The sequence below is a fragment of the Caballeronia sp. Lep1P3 genome (assembly GCF_022879595.1).
In the GTDB taxonomy this organism is placed as follows: Bacteria; Pseudomonadota; Gammaproteobacteria; order Burkholderiales; family Burkholderiaceae; genus Caballeronia.
This window is the reverse complement of the sequence record NZ_CP084266.1, coordinates 1,214,319-1,231,886: the sequence shown is the minus strand read 5'-3', so window position 1 is coordinate 1,231,886 and position 17,568 is coordinate 1,214,319. Positions and strand designations below refer to the sequence as shown.

Here is a 17,568-nt window from a genome sequence, read left to right as displayed (position 1 = left end):
ATAACGCACGCAAAGAGCGCGCATAGAATGGACGCCGTGACGCCATCCGATTCCTTGCCCCCTCACGCCCATGCGCACGCCGACCGCGCGCCGCGTTCGACGGCTTTGCGCGATCTCGTGTGCGTGCTCGCGGTGACGGCTATCGCGGGCGCTGTCTTCGCCATCTTCGACTTCAGTGAATTCACCTATCGATGGACGCGCAGCGCCGAGCGCTTTCAGCTCGATGAATTGCCCGCGACGCTCTTCGTGCTTGCCACTGGATTCGCATGGTTCGCGTGGCGGCGTTATCGACAGGCAGAGCGCGAAGAGCGCCGGCGTCGCGCGTTGGAGGAAAAGGCGGAACATCTGCTCGCGGAGAACCGGCGGCTCGCGAATCAGAGCATTGCGGCACAGGAAAGCGAGCGGCGTCATCTCGCGCGCGAACTGCATGACGAACTGGGGCAATATCTCAACGCCATGTTGCTCGATGCCGGCCGCATTCGCGATCTTTCCGCTAACCGGGAAGCGGAAATTCATCGGCGCTCTTTAGCCCTGATGCAAAGCGCGAAGCATGTGTATCGCGAGATCGGCGGCATGATTCGCAAGCTGCGGCCCATCGGTCTCGACGAATTCGGCTTGCCGACGGCGCTCGAACATTGCATCGAAGGCTGGCGGGAGCGCCTGCCGCAAGCGAGCTTCACGCTGACAGTGGAAGGCGACTTCGACGGCCTTGTCGATGCGCTCAACATCGCGCTCTATCGGCTGGTGCAAGAAGGGCTCAACAACGTGTCCAAGTTCGCTCGCGATGCGCGCGTCGAGATCTTTCTGGTCCGCACGCGGAACGACGCAAAGCGCATGGATGAGATCGTCGTCACGATGGCCGATGACGGCCCCGGCATCGACTTGTCCATTCCGCGCAAGGGTCTGGGGCTCGTCGGCATGCGCGAGCGCGTCGAGGCGCTGGGAGGCGAGTTCGAGATCGCAAGCAGCCCCGGCCAAGGCTTTCTCTTTTGCGCGCGCGTCCCGGCTCAGGCGGGACTGCCGAAACCTTGCGAGCCGAATGAGGCTTCTTGCGAACCGGCGAAATCGGCGAAATGAAGCCCTAAGCGATTAGCGATCTGCGCGAGTTGTACGCCATTATCTGCGCCGAATTTCTGACGTATTACCGATTGATGATTCGCCACGGTCTTCTGACTCAGGCCCAGTTTTTCCGCGATGCTCGGCAACGTATAGCCTTGCACGAGCAGGCGCAGCACTTCGAATTCACGCGGCGACAACTGGCGTCCCGGCGGGCCGTCCTGAATGGTGGCGCGCAATGCGAGCGACTGCGATATGTCGGGGCTCAGATAGCAGACGCGGCGCGCAACCGAGCGCACCGCTTCGACGAGCACATCGGGCGCGCTCGCCTTCGTCACATAACCGCGCGCGCCTGCATCGAGCGCGCGGCGCACGAAAATCGCTTCCTCGTGCACGCTGAAGATGAGCACGCGCGCATGCGGCTCGCGCGCGAGCATGCGCCGCATCGCTTCGATGCCGCTTGCGCCCGGCAATGCGAGGTCCATTACCACGACATCCGGCTGCAACGCGCAGAACTTCTGATAGGCCTGCGCAGCATCCGCCGCTTCTCCCGCCACGCTGACATCAACGCTCAATTCGAGCAGACGCTTATAGCCCTCACGCACGACGGCGTGGTCGTCCACCAGCAGCACGGAGATATCGGCGGCCATGCTATTTTCCTTCGATGTCCGAATCGTTGTTTCGAAGCTCGGATGCGATGCGCCGCGCGTTCGCGTCATTGCGAAACACGATCGGCTGTTCGCGCGGCTCCTGCCTTTGCGAAGCGGCACGCACGACTTCGATCACGCGCTCATGGTGCGGAGACTTGTCGCAGACAGGGTCGGCATTCGCGGGATCCTGCGTCAGCAGATACGCCTGGCACCGGCAGCCGCCGAGATCGATGGCCTTCTCGTCGCAACTGCGGCACGGCTCTTTCATCCAGCCGAAGCCGCGAAAACGGTTGAAGGCATCGCTTTCGTACCAGATGTCCTTGAGCGGCATGTCGGCCACGTTCGGAAACGAAAGGCCCGGCAGCGAACGCGCCGTATGACACGGCAACGCAGCGCCATCCGGCGCGATGCCGAGAAACACCGAGCCCCATCCGTTCATGCAGCGCTTCGGGCGACGCTCGTAGTAATCCGGCACGACGAAGAATATCTTGCACTTGTCGCCGATTTCCTTGCGATAGCGCTCGACGACCGCTTCCGCTTCCTGCAATTGCTCGGCAGTCGGCATGAGTTGCGCGCGGTTCGCATGCGCCCAGCCGTAATACTGCGTGTTGGCGAGTTCGAGATATTCCGCGCCCATTGCGAGCGCCATATCGATGATGCGGCCGATATGCGGCAGGTTATAGCGATGCAGCACGCAATTGAGCACCATCGGAAAGTCATGCGCCTTGATGAGATTCGCGACACGCCTCTTCAGGTCGAAAGTCTTCGTGCTCGAGAGAAAGTCGTTGAGTTCCTGAGTCGAGTCCTGAAACGAGAGTTGAATGTGATCGAGGCCGGCGTCCTTGAGCGCCGTGAGACGCTTGTCGGTAAGACCGATGCCTGACGTGATGAGATTCGTATAGAAGCCGAGCTTGCGTGCTTCGCCGACGAGTGTTTCGAGGTCGTCGCGCAAGAGCGGCTCGCCGCCGGAGAAGCCGAGTTGCGCGGCTCCGAGCGCGCGCGCCTGACGCAGCACGTCGAGCCATTGCGCGGTGTCGAGTTCGCGTGCGTGATCGGTGTAGTTCACCGGGTTGTAGCAGAACACGCAGTGCAGCGGGCAGCGATACGTCAGTTCGGCGAGCAGCCACAGAGGCGGCGCAATGGCCACGCCTTCGTGCTCCGGCTTCGCGATGGGTTCGGATAGATCGGTCATGCTCGTGCCTCGTTACTCCAGCCAGCCGCGCGAACGCGCACCGGCGATGAACGCGCGGACGTCGTCGCCGATGCCGCTTGCGCCGAACGCCGCTTCGAGATCGGCGATGAGCGCGGGAATATCGCGCGTGCCGTCGCAACGCAAGAGAATCTGCGCGGCGCTCTCATTGAGCTTCACCATGCCCTCGGGATAAAGCAGCACGTGTGCATCCTGCGCCGGTTCCCATTGCAGGCGAAAGAGGCGCTTCAGCTTCGGCTGCAATGAATCGTCGGGCGCCGCGACCGCTTCGCTCACGCGCTGTGTGGGATTCGTGTCGCTCATGACGGAAAGGCCTTTTCGATCGAATCGAGCATGGTCCAAAGAATGTCGAGCTTGAACTGCAGGATGTCGAGCGCGCGCTGTTGCGCTTCGCGCGTCGTGAAATGCGCGAGCGTCACTTCGAGCCCATGTTCGACATCGCGCTGCGCAAGCGATACGCGCGAGCGGAAATAGGCGAGGCCATCCGGCTCTATCCACTTGTAATGCTCGGGCCAGGTCGCGAGCCGGTCCTTGTGAATCTGCGGCGCGAACATTTCCGTCAACGAAGAACACACCGATTCCTGCCACGGCGCGCGCCGCGCGAAATTCACATAGGCATCCACCGCGAAGCGCACGCCGGGTGTGACGAGATCGAGCGACCAGAGATCGTCGCGCGAAAGGCCCACTGCGTCGCCGAGGCGCGCCCATGCTTCGATGCCTCCGGGCTGGCCTTCATAGCCATCGTGATCGAGTATGCGCAGCACCCAGCGGCGACGCGTTTCGCGATCGGGGCAATTGGACATCACCGCTGCATCCTTGAGCGGGATATTGATCTGGTAATAGAAGCGGTTCGCCACCCAGCCGCGTATCTGCTCGGGCGAGCATCCTCCGCTATTCATCTTCACGTTGAACGGATGATGAATGTGATACGCCGTGCCCTTTTTGCGCAGCCGTTCCTCGAACTGCTCGCGCGTCCACGCGGGGCCCGGCTCCTTCAATGCGGTGAAATGCGGGCCGGTCGTGGGGTTCAGCATCGGCGCAAAAGCGTTGTCAGGCATTCATGATTCTCCGCGATATCTTCATAGCTCGATGCTCATGCCGTCGTGCGCGACTTCGATGCCATGCTCCGACAACATGCGTCGTTCGGGCCCGTCCTCGATCAGGATCGGGTTCGTGTTGTTGATGTGGATAAGCACTTTGCGCACGTCGGGGCGTTCGATCGAATCCAGCACTTCGATCATGCCGCCCGCGCCGCTTTGCGCGAGATGACCCATGTCCGCGCCGGTCTTCTTCGTGAGACCCAGTCGGATCATTTCGTCGTCGGTCCATACGGTGCCATCGACGAGCAGAAGGTCCGCCGCGTTCATGGCATCGAGTATGTGCGGTTCGAGCGCGCCCAGCCCCGGCGCATAGAACGCGCGCTTGCCGGTAGTGTCGTTCGTGAACATGAGTCCGATGTTGTCGCCGGCTTCGGGCGCTTCGCGATGCGGCGAGTAGGGCGGCGCCTTGCTCGATAGCGGCAGCGCATGGATGCTGACGCGCGGCAACTCGGGCACCTTCAACGCGGCGCCATCGAGCGCGATACGTCGATGCTCGACGCCGCAGTAATGCGAGAGGATCGACGTGATCGGAAAGCCCGTCGACAGGTCCTGCCATACGGCGTCGGTCGTATAGAGCGGCAACGGCGTGCCGCGTTCGCGCAGCATCAGAAGGCCGGTGACGTGATCGATCTGCGCATCCATCGTGATGACCGCCGCGATGCCGGTGTCGCGCACGCGGCGCGCGGGCTGCAATTCGGGGTTCGCCGCGATCTGCGCGAGTATGTCGGGCGATGCGTTGACAAGCAGCCAGTCGTCGCCGTTATCGCTGATGGCAATGGATGACTGCGTGCGCGCGCGCGCCGCAATCGTGCCGCGGCGCACGCCGTCGCAATTGCGGCAATTGCAGTTCCATTGCGGAAAGCCGCCGCCAGCCGAAGAACCGAGCACGCGTATCTTCATACGGCGCCTCCGATGAGGCACGATGCGCGGCTCATGGCCACATCCTCCTCAAGAGTCCGTCCTTGTCGATGAGTTGATGCTTCATCGCGCCGAGAAAGTGCAGAACGACCAGTGCGGCCATGATCCACGCAAGATAACCGTGGATGCCGAAGAAGAGCTCGCGCATGGCTTTGTCGTCCCATCCCCATTGTGGCAGAAGCACGCCCCAGAGGCGCGTGCCGAACTTGTTGAACGACGAACCGAGGTAGCCGGTAAGCGGCATGGCAATCATGCCGACGTATAAAAGGCCCTGCGTGGTGCTCGCGGCGGCGCGTTGCCACGCTCCCATCGGCGGCAGAGGCGGCCGGCCATAGGCCAGGCGTACCAAGATGCGGATCAGCACCAGCAGGAAAATCGTAATGCCGAGCGACTTGTGGAAGTTGATGAGCGTCGACTTGAAAGCCATTCCGCGCGGCAAGCCCACCATATAAAAGCCTATGCAAAGCATCGCGATGATGCAGACCGCGATGATCCAGTGCAGCGCAATGAGCGGCCGCGCGAAGTGCTCGTGTGCGACGCGCGTTTCGTCTTGCGTCGCGGCCGCAGTCCGCGCAGCAGTCATGGCGTGCCTCCTCGATCAAAGGGCATTCGTGCGCCGAATACAACTCCATTGTTCTCGTCCCTTCATGAATTGGCGATAAGCAATTCCCCCCGTCCGTCCACGGCGAGATCGCCCGCATAGCGCCTCGGTAAAGCTTTGCCGTCGAGCGTCGCAAACGGCGCGCGTTCGCGGGCGAGCATGCGCGTGAGTAGAAGCCAGAAGACGTCGAAACCGCGTTTGCCTTCGGTGAATGTCGGCTCCATGCGGGGTGGCGCGTTCAATAGTACGACCGTGCCGCGCCGCATGCCATAGCCGACGCGCGCGCCCGTGTGTCCCGCGATGCATACGGTGCCCGCAATGAGCCGCGATGCCGCGAAGTCGCCCGCATCGCCGCCGATCATCACGGTGCCGCGCCGCATGCGATCTGCAAGACGCGCGCCAGCGCTGCCGTGCACCGCAAGCACGCCGCCGTTCATGCCTTCCATGTCGCCGGGAAGCGCGCCCGCTGCAAAGTCCCCGACGTTGCCGTGCACCGTTACGCGGCCGCCTTGCATCTCGCAAGCGACGAAATCGCCGGCATTCCCTTGTATCGCGAGGACGCCGCCTGTCATGCCGATGCCAGCGCAATCGCCCGCATCGCCGTGGATGGTGAGCGTGCCTTCGCTCATCGACGCGCCCAGCCGATCCAGCCATCGCGCGTCGCCCTCGATGACAAGCGACGGCGCTTGTGCATCCGCTTGCGCGATGTCGAATACATCGCCTAACGCGCATGTCTCGCCATGCCCTTGCAACGTGAGGCGCGCCAATGCCTCAAGCGACAACTCCGCTAGAGCGTGAGGCAGTAATTTCGACGCATCGACGCGAAAGCCTGGCGCATTTTTTACGCGCAACGTAATGGCGTTCATGCGCCGCTCCCCGCGATGCCCGCCGCCAACTCATGCAACCTGAAGTGATAAGGCCCGAGCTTGCCGCCGTAGTTTCCCGCCGAAATGCGAAGGACGCCGCGTGCATGTCCCAACGATGTCGCCGCCGCAATGCCCGCTGTCATCGCGGCGCTCACGTCCGCATCCGTGAGACCGTCGATCACGATTTCGAGTACGCACGCGACTTCGGGCGTCAATTCGCTCTTACTCGACAAGCCGACGAGCGTCGGGCAAAACGCATCGTTCGTGGATGCAGTCGCGCCCGCGTATTTGGAGCCTATCTTGGAGCCTGAACGCACGACGCCGCCGGGAAACGGCGTAATGACGTTCGGCAGCGCATGCATGGCATCGACGGCTGCTTCGGCGGCGGCTAGCGCGCTGTCCACGTCGCTTGCGAGAAAAAGCAGATTGCCACCGCCCACGGCCTTGACCGTGGCCGTGAACTCTTCGCAGACGAATTCGCCGTCCATGACCGGCACGCGCCAATAGCGCGTGGCACCGAGCACTTTCGATATCTGAAAGCCGTCGCCGAAGAAGCGCAAGCCCGCGCCGAGCGGGGCGTTGTCGGAAAGCGGCGCGCGGCTCGTTGCACGATCGATGCCGCCATAGACGGCCGTTGTCGGACACGTCAGCACGCATTGCCCGACGCGCCGCGCGATCTGTTTTGCAAGCTCTTTCGACGACACCGCGAACATCAGCACCGATACGCCCGGCCGTCCATCGGGCGTTTCGTCGCCTGCGAGATCGCGCTCGATGCCCGCTTCGCATCCGCAGTCGATCACGGAGGTTGCAAAGCCCGTCAACGAATTGGCCGCGTGACGCGCCCATACCGGCGTATGCGCGGTGATGACGAGACGCGTCGCCTTCATCGGGAAGGCTTCGGCGAAGGTATCGTCGATTTGCGTACCGTTGATGCGCATGACGGTCATGGCCGATTCGCTCCATGGCCTGCCAGACATGCAACCGGCAAGAGCTTGCCGCCGTTGCAGCATGCGCAGATTTCGTCTTCGCCGATGGCGACGTTGTCGAAGCGGCCCGCAAGATTCGCCTGCGTGAATTCGCGCACGCGCGCCTCGATTGCGCGGTCATAGTCCGGCTGAACGTAATGGATGCCGCCCGTTGGCGTCGTCAGTAAAGTTCCATCGCGTGCGATTAGTTCGCCATCCTTGAGAACATAGGCGGGAGACGTGAACATCCGCTCGCGGTCGGCGTCCTCGCGATACACGGCGATATCGGCCGCCGCGCCGGCGCCGAGGTGTCCGCGATCTTTGAGTCCGAGCAGACGCGCCGGGCCTGCGCGCGTGATGATCGCGATGTCGTAGAGCGAGAACTCGCGCTCGATGCCGCCGAGCACGCTCAGCGCTTGGGCGTCGGCGTCGAGCGTTGCGAGCCTTTCGTCGCGGAACGACTTGTCCATCAGCAGCCGGATGAGATGCGGATAACTCGTGAACGGCGCGCCGTTCGGATGATCCGTGGTCATCGAAACGCGCCACGGATCGTCGACGAGCAGGAATATCTCCAGCCCGATGATCCATTGCAGCGCATTCACGAAGCTCTCTTCGCGATACCGAAACGGCAGCACGCCGCAGCCGCCGTCGCATTCGATATCGCCGAGCACCCATTTGCGCGGACGCGCAAGCGGAGCGTTACGAAACTGCATCATCGTGTCACCGGAAGCCGTGACGGTTTGTCCGAACATGATCTGGCCGACGTCGATGCTCACGTTGGGCCGCGCATTGACTGCTTCGGCAATTGCGCGCGCGCCCGACGAGAACTTGCGCGGGCCTTCGGTGCCATAGCTATGAAACTGGATATGCGTGAGGTGGATGGGCAAGCCTTCGGCGGCATCCATCGTGCCGATTGTCGTTGCGACATTGCCCGGTACGCCGAGATTGCTTGCATGCACATGAAGCGGATGCGGCACGCGCAACTCCGCGAGCGCACGCGTGAGCGTCTTGAGCACATCGCGCGGTGTGACGCCGTAATGCACATGCGCTTCGTCGAGATCGAGCGAGCGCTGGTTGAACTTGAACGCGGAGATGCCGCCGGGATTCACGACCTTCACGCCAAGCGCCTTGCTCGCGTTGATGGTCCAGCCGACGTAATCGCGCATGCGTTGGAAGTCTTCGCGCGCACCGAGCATCTGCAGGAACAGTTCGTCGTTGCCCATCATCACGTAGGCGCCGTGATCGATGATCGGCGTATCGCCCATTTCCAGATGCGTATGGCGCGCGTTGGAGCCGATCATCGCCGGTTCGAACGCGGCGGTGTAGCCCATTTCCGCATAACGATAGCCGGTCGCGAGCGTGCCCGGCGTGCAGGTGCCGCATGAAGGCAGCCGCATGTAGCGGCCTTCGCCGGGTCTGTTCGCGATTGCGCGCGCATCGTTGCGATGATCTTCCGGTAGCAGAAGACGCGAGAGATTGGTCTTTCCGCCGCCGATGTGCGAATGCAGATCGATGCCGCCTGCCATGACCACCATGCCGCTCGCATCGAAGTCGCGCTCGGGGGGAATGGCTTCGGCTGCCATGTCCTCGACGATGCGGCCATCGCGTATGAAGATATCGCGCCGCTCGCCGTCGATGCCGTTCGTCGGATCGTAAAGCGTGCCGCCTCTCAAGCGCGCAACGCTCATGAGGGCCTCCTTGCGCGAAGCTGCTTTACGAGTTCGCTCGCAACGGCGGACACGGTCGGCAAGCCGACATCGCGCGCGGCGACGAGCGGCGCGACAACCGATGTGTCCATGCGAAAGAGATGCGCGCTGCTATCGACGCCGGGCGTCGCGACGGGAATGAAGACGGTCGGCGCCGCGCGTTCGTCGAGCGTCGTCGCCGGATGACCGAGCACGATGGCGGGCGTATCGTCGGCGAGCGCTGCGGGCAAGGGCTCGGGCGCGAAGCTCGACACCCATAGCAGGGCGTCGATTTCGCGTCGATGCATGAGCGCATGCGTGTCATAGCGATGCGGATCGTAGTCGAGCGGCAAGCCGAAGGCGACGCGCGTGCGCAGCGGAAAGCCCGAGAGCCACGTGACCGCCTGATTCACCGACATTGAGCCGTCGTCGCCCGTGAGTGCGAGCGCGCCCGCGCGCACGGTGCGGTTGATCGTCTTCACGATGCGATGAATCGCTTCGATCGCGAGCGCCGCATGCGGGCCGGGCAGCGCGGCGGGTTCATAGACGAGCGCGGTGTAATGCGCTGCGCGGATGCGATCGATCAGACGTTGCAGCGTGCGCGCCGTTTCAGTATCCGCGAACGCATCGGGCTTGCGGCCTTCGACGAGTGCGGACCAGAGTGCGAGCGTATCGAAGGCATCGGCGTTTTGCAGCGTGGCGTCGGTGTGCGTGCCGGCAGCTGGATCGACGTTGCATCCGACAAAGACGATGTCGACATCGCGAAGCGCCGTGTCGATGCGTTCATAGAAGCGCGGATAGCGGCGCGACGGCTCGCATGCGAACACGACGATGAGATCGGCGCGCGAGCGCACTTCCGAGAGTGTCGTGAAGAGCGCGCCGCGGTCTTGCAGCGCGAGTGTGGCCGCACAGAGCGCGTCGCCGTGCAGATGGTCGAGTATGGCGCCGCTGTGAGCGGCGAGTTCAAAGAGTGCGCGCGCGCCGGCCACGTCGGTTGCCAGTCCGCCGAAAAGCGGCTGCCGTGCGTGCGACAGAATCTGCGCGGCTTGCGAGAGCGCCGACGCGAGATCGGTGGCTTGGCCATCGATCGTCGGCTTGCGGTCTGCATCTTGTGCGCTTGTTCGCGCAAGCGATTGCGCGAGCCGCGGGCAGGACGTGTTCGTGGCGGCCAGGCGTGCGTCGGCTGTGACGGTCAGGTATATGTCGTCGCATAGCAGCGGGCAGAATGGACAGGTCCAGGTTTTTTGCACGGCGGTGCTGAGCTTGTTTCTCTTTGGCTCGGAGTGGGCGTTTATAGCAATGTGTATGCCGGTTTTTGTTTTGGTGCTTAGTTTTCGTGGCGGTCTATTGGCGTTGCCCCTGTGCGGGGCGGCAGTCACTTTCTTTGCTGCTGCAAAGAAAGTAACCAAAGAAAGCAGCTTTTTAGCCCGCAGCAGAGAGTGCGTGTGCAGCTTGCGGAAGGGCATTGGCGAACCTATCCGCGTTTTTGTGGGCGAGGCGGTTAGCGGAGTTACCCGCGTGCGTTGGTAAAACGCTCTCCAAACAGAATAGCGAACTGGTTCATGGCGGAGGACCAGTCAAATGCCGCCCGTACCGACTTCGCCAGCACATTGCGCAATGCCAGCCAAAGCAGCTTGATGGCGGCCTCGTCGTTGGGGAAGTGGCCGCGCGTCCTGATGATCTTGCGCAGTTGCATGTTCAGACTCTCAATGGCATTGGTGGTGTACACCACCCGGCGTATCGCCGGGGGAAACACAAAGAACGGTGTGACGTTCTCCCATGCCCGTCGCCATGACTGCACGATGGTCGGATACTTCGCGCCCCATGGCCCTTCGGCAAAGGCCTCCAGCGCCTGCTGCGCGGCCTGTTCGCTGGCCGCCCCATAGATCGGACGCAACGCGGCGGCGACGCTTTTACGGTCCTTGTAGCTGGCGTATTCCAGGCTGTTGCGGATCAGGTGCACGATGCAGGTCTGCACGGCCGTGCGCGGGTACGCTGTGCCGATCGCCTCGGCCAGCCCCTTCAGGCCGTCGACGACCGCGATCAGGATGTCCTGGCAGCCCCTGGTCTTCAGTTCATTGAACACCTTCAGCCAGAACTTCGCGCCTTCGGTCTGCTCGATCCACAGGCCGAGCACGTCGCGCTGGCCGTCGGCCTGAATGCCCAGCGCCAGATACACCGCCTTGTTGCTCACCACGCCGTCGCCACGGATCTTCACGCGCAGCGCGTCGAAGAACACCACCGGGTACATCGCCTCGAGTGGACGGCTTTGCCAGGCCAGCGTTTCAGCCATCACCTCATCGGTGACCGAACTGATGAAATCGGGTGAGACCTCGGTGCCATAGCTTTCGGCCAGAAATGCCTGAATCTCGCGCACGCTCATGCCGCGTGCGTACATGGCGATGATGCGCTCGTCAAAGCCCGCGAAACGGCGCTCGTGCCTGGGAATCAGGATCGGCTCGAAGCTGCCTTCACGGTCGCGCGGCAGATCGACCCGCACCGCGCCGCGCTCGGTGATGACGGTCTTGCCGCTGGCGCCGTTGCGTTCATTGGTCTGCTCGGCAGGCTTGGGCTGGCCGGGCCGGTAGCCCAGATGCATGCTCATTTCCGCGCCCATCGCGCGTTCGATGAGCGCCTTGTTGAACGCCAGCATCAGGTCCTGGACCTCACCGGGCGTCATCGGACCCTTCACCAGCTCATCAAGCAGCGCTTCAGGCAACTCAGGCAGCGGCCCGCGGGCCGCTGCCTGGGACGCGACGGTGCGTTTCTTCTTCATCGGCATATCCATGACTTTTACCTCTCATGATATGCCTCGCCCACGGAATTACGGATAGGTCCGCATTGGCACTCAGATCAATAAAGAGCCTTGAATGACTCTCCGCGCCCGCTGAGCGCCACGTCCTGCGAGCCCCTTGGCTCGATAACACCGAAGGTTCGCGAAGGTATGCGTGCTTGTCTTCCCGCGCGAGCAAGACCATAGCGACAGGCAATTCATGGACGTCCGTCGCTGACTAGCGACGGGGCCGAAGGCATAAGCGCAAAACGAGGATGTGGTGTTAACGAGCCAAAGGGCTCGGAGGACGTGGCGCTCAGCGGGCGTGGAAGGTCATTCAAGGCTGTTTATTAACCGAGTGCCAATGCTTCTTCGCGAGCTACTCACACATTCCATGCTCCGGGCTGAAAAGCTGCTTTCTTTGGTTACTTTCTTTGCAGCCGCAAAGAAAGTGACCCCCGCCCCGGGGAGGGGCAACGCCAATAGACCGACATGAAAACTAAGCACCGAAACAAAAACCGCAACACGAGTGCAACACACTGTCACGCAACAAAGAAAGAAACGAAACGAAACGAACAATCAAAACCCATTGGCATAAATATTGAGTCTCACAAAAACGAAGAAACCCTGAGCAAGGTCCGATCATGAAGAGCAGAAGCAACGAGCCACCCTTGCGCGCCGCGCTGCGCAACAACGCGAAGATCTTCATCATGTCGCACGCCGCCCGCCCCGAACACCGAGCGGCCACCGGCAAGACCACGGACAGCGTCGAACGTGACGAGATCAGGGCCACCCGCAGCGCCAACGTGATCGAGCGTCATGACGATCACCCGCGACGGCCACAGTGCGCAATCGATACACGATGCGCCGAGCGCGCGTCCTCCCCGATAGTCGAGCGAAAGAATCGGCTCATAACCGGCCGCGCCGGCATGCGCGAGTGCGCGTGGATCGAGCAAGGTCTCGGTGCCGAACACAGGCACGAGCGTCGCGGGACGACCCGATCGCGTCGAGCGAAGAACGTCCTGCATGAGCGCGTGCATCGACGAAAACTCGGTGAAGCCCGCGTCGAGCCATATTTCGACGCCCGCGCCGAGTGAATCGCACAACATCGCAAGCATGCCGATGTGCGCGCCGCGCCCGAGAATCGCGCCGAGATCGGCCACGTACAACGTGCAAGCGCCAGTCGCGGCAACGAGCGCGCGGGCCACATCGTGCGGATCGCTCGTCGCGCACAACGATGACTCGATCGGACGATAGCGCGACCGCTCGCCGCGCACCGCGCGCACCGCGTGAGCGTCGAGCAGATCAAGAACCGGTATCACCTGCATGGATGGCATCCCCTTGACCAGACTATTCGTGTTCGAGTATCTCACCGGCGGCGGCATCGATCCCGATGTCGCAAGCGCGGGCAGCTTCGACGACCTGAGCGCGCTCATCGTCGAAGGCCGCGTGATGCGCGATGCAATCGCCGCCGACTTGCGCGCGCTGCCCGGTATCGAACTCACCGTCGCGAGTTCGCGCTTCGAGCAAACGCACGCGCTCCCGCGCTGCACGTATCGACGCGCGGAGCCGGGCGAGCCCATCACGCGCTTCGTGGCGCGCATGGCGCGCGAGCACGATTACGCCATCGTCGTCGCGCCCGAATGCGATGGCCTGCTCCTGCGCATGCACGATGCCGTCGGCGCGGCGCGCTGGCTCGGATGCGAGAAAGAGGCCATTCGCGCGGCATCGAGCAAGAGCGCGACCGCCGCTTGCCTCGCGGCGCAGGGCATCGCGGCAACGCCCGCGCTTCAACCGGAAGACGCGGCGGCAAGCGGCGCACGCCAATGGGTCGTCAAGCCCGACGACGGCGCCGGCGGCCTCGACACGCATCTCTATGACGATTTGCATGCTGCCCTCGCGGAATACGACGCGCGCGCGGCAGCAGGGCGCAGTCCCGTGCTGCAGGAATGGATCGACGGTGAACCGCTGAGCCTTTCGCTCATCTGCGACGACGCCGCGACGCAGCTCGTATCGGTCAATCGTCAGCGCATCGGTCTGTCGGATGCGGCGCGCACGAATCCGCATCAGCGCATCGTTCAGTTCGATGGCGTCGATGCCGATGCGATCGATCGCAACAGCACGCAAGGCCGCGTGCTCGAACGGCTTGCCATGCGTGTCGCGCGCGCGCTGCCGGGCTTGCGCGGATTCGTGGGTATCGACGTCGTATGGCATCGCGAACGCGGGCCTGTCGTCATCGAAGTGAATCCGCGCCTCACCGTTGCCTATGCGGAATTGAGCCGGACGCACGAGCTCGCCGCGCGCCTGCTCGCGGCGCATCGCGTGCCGGGGTTTCAGCACGATGCCCCTTCGCTGCGCGCATGCGGGGCATCGTCATGACGACGCGCGGCGGCATCGCGACGGTCTTCGGCTGGGACGTTGGCGGCGCGCACGTCAAGGTGTCGATGGTCAGCGCGGGCGCGCTCGCCGATGTCGCGCAATGGGCGTGTCCGCTGTGGCAAGGCATCGCGCATCTCGAACGCGTCATCGACTGCGTCTTCGAGCGCTGGCCGCAAGCCGCCGATGCGTGCGCGCGTCACGCCGTCACGATGACAGGCGAAATGGTCGATCTCTTCGCGGACCGCGCAGAAGGCGTGCGCATGCTCACAGGCGCCATCTCGCGACGGCTCGGTGCGCGCACGCTCTTTTATGGCGGCGAGCGCAACTGGCTCGCGCGTTCCGCATGCGCGGACGGCTGGCGCAAAGTGGCGTCCGCGAACTGGCTCGCCACGGCCGAATGGGTCGCGACGCGCATGGACCATGCATTGCTCGTCGATATCGGCAGCACCACGACGGACATCGTGCCGATCGTCGCGGGCCGCGTCGCCGCGCGCGGCACGAACGATGCCGAGCGTCTCGCGAGCGGCGAACTCGTGTATCAGGGCGTCGTGCGAACGCCGTTATGCGGCGTCGCGCATCGCATCGCGTTTCGCGGCGAAAGCACGGGCGTCATGAACGAATGGTTCGCGACGACGGCGGACGTCTATCGTCTGACAGGCGAGTTGTGGGCCGGCCACGATCAGCATGCGAGCGCGGACAACGGACCGAAGACCGAGGCCGCGAGTTGCGCGCGCATCGCACGAATGATCGGACGCGATGCAATCGATGCGAGCGCCGACGAATGGCGGCGTTTCGCGTTGCAGTGGCGCGATGAACAGTTGCGCGCAATCGAAGCGAATCTGCATCGCGTGAGCGCCCAGCACGCGGCGCTTGCGAGCGCGCCTGTCGTCGGTGCGGGATGCGGACGCTTTCTCGCGGCGGCGCTCGCGCAAAGAGAGGCGCGCGGTTACGTCGATTTCGCGCGTCTTGCAGGCGTGTCCTCAGCGGACGCGCAATGCGCGCAGTGGGCATCGACGTGTGCGCCGAGTGTCGCGGTGGCGTTGCTTGCGGCATCGCCGATAGAAGCGGTCAACATCGAACGAGGATAATGGCATGTGGGTGGTCAAGATCGGGGGAAGCCTGAGCCACGATCCCGCGCTGCGCGAGTGGTTGACGCGGCTTTGGGAAGTGGGCGGCGGGCGCGTCGTGATCGTGCCGGGCGGCGGCGATTTCGCGGACGCGGTGCGTCAATATCAGCGCGAATGGCGCTTCGACGATCTCGCGGCGCACAACATGTGCCTGCTCGCGATGGCGCAGTACGCGATCCTCATGCAAGGCGTGCTGCCCGAACTCGTGCTGGCATCGAACGAAGAGCGGATTCGCCGCGCACTGCGCGATGGTCGCGTGGCTGTATGGGTGCCGACCGATCTCATCCGCACGACGCCCGATTCCATGACGAACTGGGACACGACATCCGACAGCCTTGCCGCATGGCTTTCGACGACGCTCAACGCGGAGCGCCTCCTGATCGTCAAGTCATGCGACGTGGGAACGCAGGCGCCGCTCGAAACGCTGGCGGCAAGCGGTATCGTGGACAAGCGCTTTCCCGCTTACGTGAAGGACGCGAATTATCTCGTCGAAGTGTTCAACAAGGGCGATGCGTCCATCATGCGGGATCGCCTGCTCGCGTTTCAGGCGTGAGCCGTATCGCCGTCAATCTCGCGCCCGCCATGCAGCGCGCGCGCCCACTTCTGCACGCGCAGCGGGTCGAGCCTGCCCGTGCGTCCATCGCGTTCGTCGCATAGCGCGCCTCTGAAGCCCGCGATATCGGGCGCGAGCGCGCGGATGCGTTCGAGATCGGACCAGCCGAGCGAGCCTGCGAGCGCCGTCATCGCGCCGCGCGAACGCGCTTGTCCGATGCATGCCGCAAGCGTCGCGACATCGACGCAATCGAACAGCGTGCGGCCGTTCTTCGCCGCCGTATCGAACACGATGCCGACGAAGCCCAATTGCGCGGCGAGCGCGGCCACCTCGCGATCGACGCCATCGTCCGATAACAGCACGGGCACGACCGTCGCGGGCAGGCTCGCAAGATGACGCAGGCATGCGGCGGCCGCCGGTCCGGGCGCGACGCCCACTTTCACGTAATCGACGCCGCTCGATGCGACTTGCAGCACGCGATGCGTTATGTCGTCGAGCGCATCGTTGGGCAGGTCGCCGATGGTCGCGCTGATCGGCCGTATCGCATACTGCGCGCGCAACGCGCGCACGATCCGCGCGATATCGTCGAAAGCCACGCCGCCTAACGCGCCCGCGTGCGGTTCCTTGAGGTCGATCAGTTCGGCGCCGGCTTTCGCGGCATCGAATGCTTCGTCGGCTGAGCGGACGCTCGCGAGCAATGCGGTCATCGGGAGATTCCAGGATCGGAGAGATGGGTCATGCGGTGCCGTTCGATTGCCTGCAACAACCAGCTCCATGCGATGCGCTCCGCATCGCCCGCCGTCTTCTCGATGGCAATGCGCAAGTAGTCGATCTCGCTATCCACCTTTTCCGGCGGCAACATGAAAAGACGGCTCACGAGAATCGCGCCTTCGACGACTGCCGCTTGCGCGCGGTTGAAGCCGCCAAACGGCGCATGCGTTTCGCGATGCACGCACGCCATGCGCAATACGGGACGCGTCTCGTCGTCGAAGAGTTCGTCGAGACGCAGCTCCGTATGCGCGAGCGTGTCCGCGAGCCGCACGCCTGCCACGACGCTCGCGGCGCGCGTCGGCCAGTCACGCTCGATGCCCGTCACGCAGCCCGCGAAAACGCGCACGTCCGTCGTGAAGTTGATGACGGCGCTCTTCGTCGCGATCACGTTATCGAGCGTCGCCGACGGGCGAAACGGCGCGAGGATCGCAAACCCTTCCTCGAAGCGCACGCCCATTGGCGCGATATGCGGCGTGCCGTCGCGATCCGCGGTGGTGACGATGGTCTCGTAGATCATGTCCGGTCCGCGCGAAGCAGGGTCGCTTCGCGCGGGATGCATGCGCTTCTTCAGCGCGTGGCGATATACATCGTGATTTCAAAGCCGAAACGCATGTCGGTGAAGCTCGGCGTGGTCCATTGCATGAGGTCTCTCCTTGGGTGATGAACGATTGAAATGAAGCGTTCGATGCGGACGTCGCGATCCGTCACACGGACCGCGCGCCGGCTAAAAGACGCAAGCGCCATGCCAAAGCGTCGGCACGCTTCGCACGCAAGCACTGTGACGGAAACGCAGCAAAGTGTCCCGCCTGCGCGCGTGACGGTGAATAAGCGATCGCTTAGGCTCGCGCAAGAAATTCGTGAATTCCCAACGAGTGCGCCCGCGCCTACTCTGCAATCACAGCAGGCGCATCACA

General features: G+C 63.4%; 19 protein-coding genes. 4 read left to right on the top strand and 15 right to left on the bottom strand.

Annotated features, from left to right (window positions below; translation table 11 throughout):
• The first annotated feature begins 27 nt into the window (after positions 1 to 27).
• A complete protein-coding gene (locus LDZ27_RS20160) occupies positions 28 to 1,077 on the top strand; it encodes a histidine kinase (protein WP_244816622.1) in 1,050 nt (349 codons plus the stop codon).
• Here LDZ27_RS20160 and LDZ27_RS20155 read toward each other — a convergent pair.
• The 12 genes from LDZ27_RS20155 to LDZ27_RS20100 form a co-directional block, all read right to left on the bottom strand.
• Positions 1,008 to 1,706, bottom strand: coding sequence for a response regulator transcription factor (locus LDZ27_RS20155; RefSeq protein WP_244816621.1), 699 nt, complete (start codon positions 1,704 to 1,706; stop codon positions 1,008 to 1,010). The genes LDZ27_RS20160 and LDZ27_RS20155 overlap by 70 nt on opposite strands.
• A 1-nt stretch (position 1,707) precedes the next feature.
• Positions 1,708 to 2,898, bottom strand: coding sequence for a pyrroloquinoline quinone biosynthesis protein PqqE (pqqE, locus tag LDZ27_RS20150; protein WP_244816620.1), 1,191 nt, complete (start codon positions 2,896 to 2,898; stop codon positions 1,708 to 1,710).
• A 12-nt stretch (positions 2,899 to 2,910) separates the two neighbouring features.
• Entirely contained in the window at positions 2,911 to 3,219 is a 309-nt protein-coding gene (gene pqqD / locus LDZ27_RS20145) for a pyrroloquinoline quinone biosynthesis peptide chaperone PqqD (protein WP_244816619.1), read from the bottom strand.
• Positions 3,216 to 3,950 carry a pyrroloquinoline-quinone synthase PqqC gene (gene pqqC, locus LDZ27_RS20140; protein ID WP_244817273.1) on the bottom strand — a complete coding sequence of 245 codons (735 nt, stop codon included), beginning with the start codon at positions 3,948 to 3,950 and terminating at the stop codon, positions 3,216 to 3,218. Before pqqC ends, pqqD begins: the two co-directional genes overlap by 4 nt.
• A gap of 45 nt (positions 3,951 to 3,995) precedes the next feature.
• Positions 3,996 to 4,916, bottom strand: coding sequence for a pyrroloquinoline quinone biosynthesis protein PqqB (gene pqqB / locus LDZ27_RS20135; RefSeq protein ID WP_244816618.1), 921 nt, complete (start codon positions 4,914 to 4,916; stop codon positions 3,996 to 3,998).
• Between the two features lie 31 nt (positions 4,917 to 4,947).
• A complete protein-coding gene (locus tag LDZ27_RS20130) occupies positions 4,948 to 5,517 on the bottom strand; it encodes a cytochrome b (RefSeq protein ID WP_244816617.1) in 570 nt (189 codons plus the stop codon).
• Positions 5,518 to 5,579: 62 nt separating this feature from the next.
• Positions 5,580 to 6,401: a formylmethanofuran dehydrogenase subunit C gene (locus LDZ27_RS20125; protein WP_244816616.1), complete on the bottom strand. Its 822-nt coding sequence runs from the start codon at positions 6,399 to 6,401 to the stop codon at positions 5,580 to 5,582.
• A complete protein-coding gene (fhcD, locus tag LDZ27_RS20120; protein ID WP_244817272.1) occupies positions 6,398 to 7,339 on the bottom strand; it encodes a formylmethanofuran--tetrahydromethanopterin N-formyltransferase in 942 nt (313 codons plus the stop codon). Before fhcD ends, LDZ27_RS20125 begins: the two co-directional genes overlap by 4 nt.
• 5 nt (positions 7,340 to 7,344) lie before the next feature.
• The gene (locus LDZ27_RS20115) at positions 7,345 to 9,054 is read right to left on the bottom strand and encodes a formylmethanofuran dehydrogenase subunit A (RefSeq protein ID WP_244816615.1); all 1,710 of its coding nucleotides are present in this window, start codon (positions 9,052 to 9,054) and stop codon (positions 7,345 to 7,347) included.
• Positions 9,051 to 10,346, bottom strand: coding sequence for a formylmethanofuran dehydrogenase (locus LDZ27_RS20110; protein WP_244817271.1), 1,296 nt, complete (start codon positions 10,344 to 10,346; stop codon positions 9,051 to 9,053). The genes LDZ27_RS20115 and LDZ27_RS20110 overlap by 4 nt, the downstream gene beginning before the upstream one ends.
• Before the next feature lie 215 nt (positions 10,347 to 10,561).
• On the bottom strand, positions 10,562 to 11,833 hold the full coding sequence (locus tag LDZ27_RS20105) for an IS256 family transposase (RefSeq protein ID WP_370653380.1): 1,272 nt from the start codon (positions 11,831 to 11,833) through the stop codon (positions 10,562 to 10,564).
• Between the two features lie 599 nt (positions 11,834 to 12,432).
• The gene (locus LDZ27_RS20100) at positions 12,433 to 13,152 is read right to left on the bottom strand and encodes a HisA/HisF-related TIM barrel protein (protein ID WP_244816614.1); all 720 of its coding nucleotides are present in this window, start codon (positions 13,150 to 13,152) and stop codon (positions 12,433 to 12,435) included.
• Between the two features lie 13 nt (positions 13,153 to 13,165).
• On the opposite strand from LDZ27_RS20100, the gene LDZ27_RS20095 reads away from it, so the two are divergent.
• The 3 genes from LDZ27_RS20095 to LDZ27_RS20085 are packed head-to-tail and all read left to right on the top strand — an operon-like array spanning position 13,166 to position 15,883.
• Positions 13,166 to 14,203 (top strand): ATP-grasp domain-containing protein, encoded by a 1,038-nt coding sequence (locus tag LDZ27_RS20095; RefSeq protein ID WP_244816613.1) that lies wholly within the window; start codon positions 13,166 to 13,168, stop codon positions 14,201 to 14,203.
• Positions 14,200 to 15,291: a hydantoinase/oxoprolinase family protein gene (locus LDZ27_RS20090; RefSeq protein WP_244816612.1), complete on the top strand. Its 1,092-nt coding sequence runs from the start codon at positions 14,200 to 14,202 to the stop codon at positions 15,289 to 15,291. The genes LDZ27_RS20095 and LDZ27_RS20090 overlap by 4 nt, the downstream gene beginning before the upstream one ends.
• A gap of 4 nt (positions 15,292 to 15,295) precedes the next feature.
• Complete coding sequence (locus tag LDZ27_RS20085) at positions 15,296 to 15,883, top strand: aspartate kinase (protein ID WP_244816611.1); 588 nt, start codon at positions 15,296 to 15,298, stop codon at positions 15,881 to 15,883.
• Here the strand turns inward: LDZ27_RS20085 and LDZ27_RS20080 are convergent.
• The 3 genes from LDZ27_RS20080 to pqqA are packed head-to-tail and all read right to left on the bottom strand — an operon-like array spanning position 15,874 to position 17,296.
• Positions 15,874 to 16,590, bottom strand: coding sequence for a (5-formylfuran-3-yl)methyl phosphate synthase (locus LDZ27_RS20080; RefSeq protein ID WP_244816610.1), 717 nt, complete (start codon positions 16,588 to 16,590; stop codon positions 15,874 to 15,876). The two genes, LDZ27_RS20085 and LDZ27_RS20080, sit on opposite strands and share 10 nt — an antisense overlap.
• A complete protein-coding gene (locus LDZ27_RS20075; RefSeq protein WP_244816609.1) occupies positions 16,587 to 17,171 on the bottom strand; it encodes a DUF447 domain-containing protein in 585 nt (194 codons plus the stop codon). Before LDZ27_RS20075 ends, LDZ27_RS20080 begins: the two co-directional genes overlap by 4 nt.
• 50 nt (positions 17,172 to 17,221) lie before the next feature.
• The gene (gene pqqA, locus LDZ27_RS28945; RefSeq protein ID WP_008354335.1) at positions 17,222 to 17,296 is read right to left on the bottom strand and encodes a pyrroloquinoline quinone precursor peptide PqqA; all 75 of its coding nucleotides are present in this window, start codon (positions 17,294 to 17,296) and stop codon (positions 17,222 to 17,224) included.
• Positions 17,297 to 17,568 lie beyond the last annotated feature (272 nt).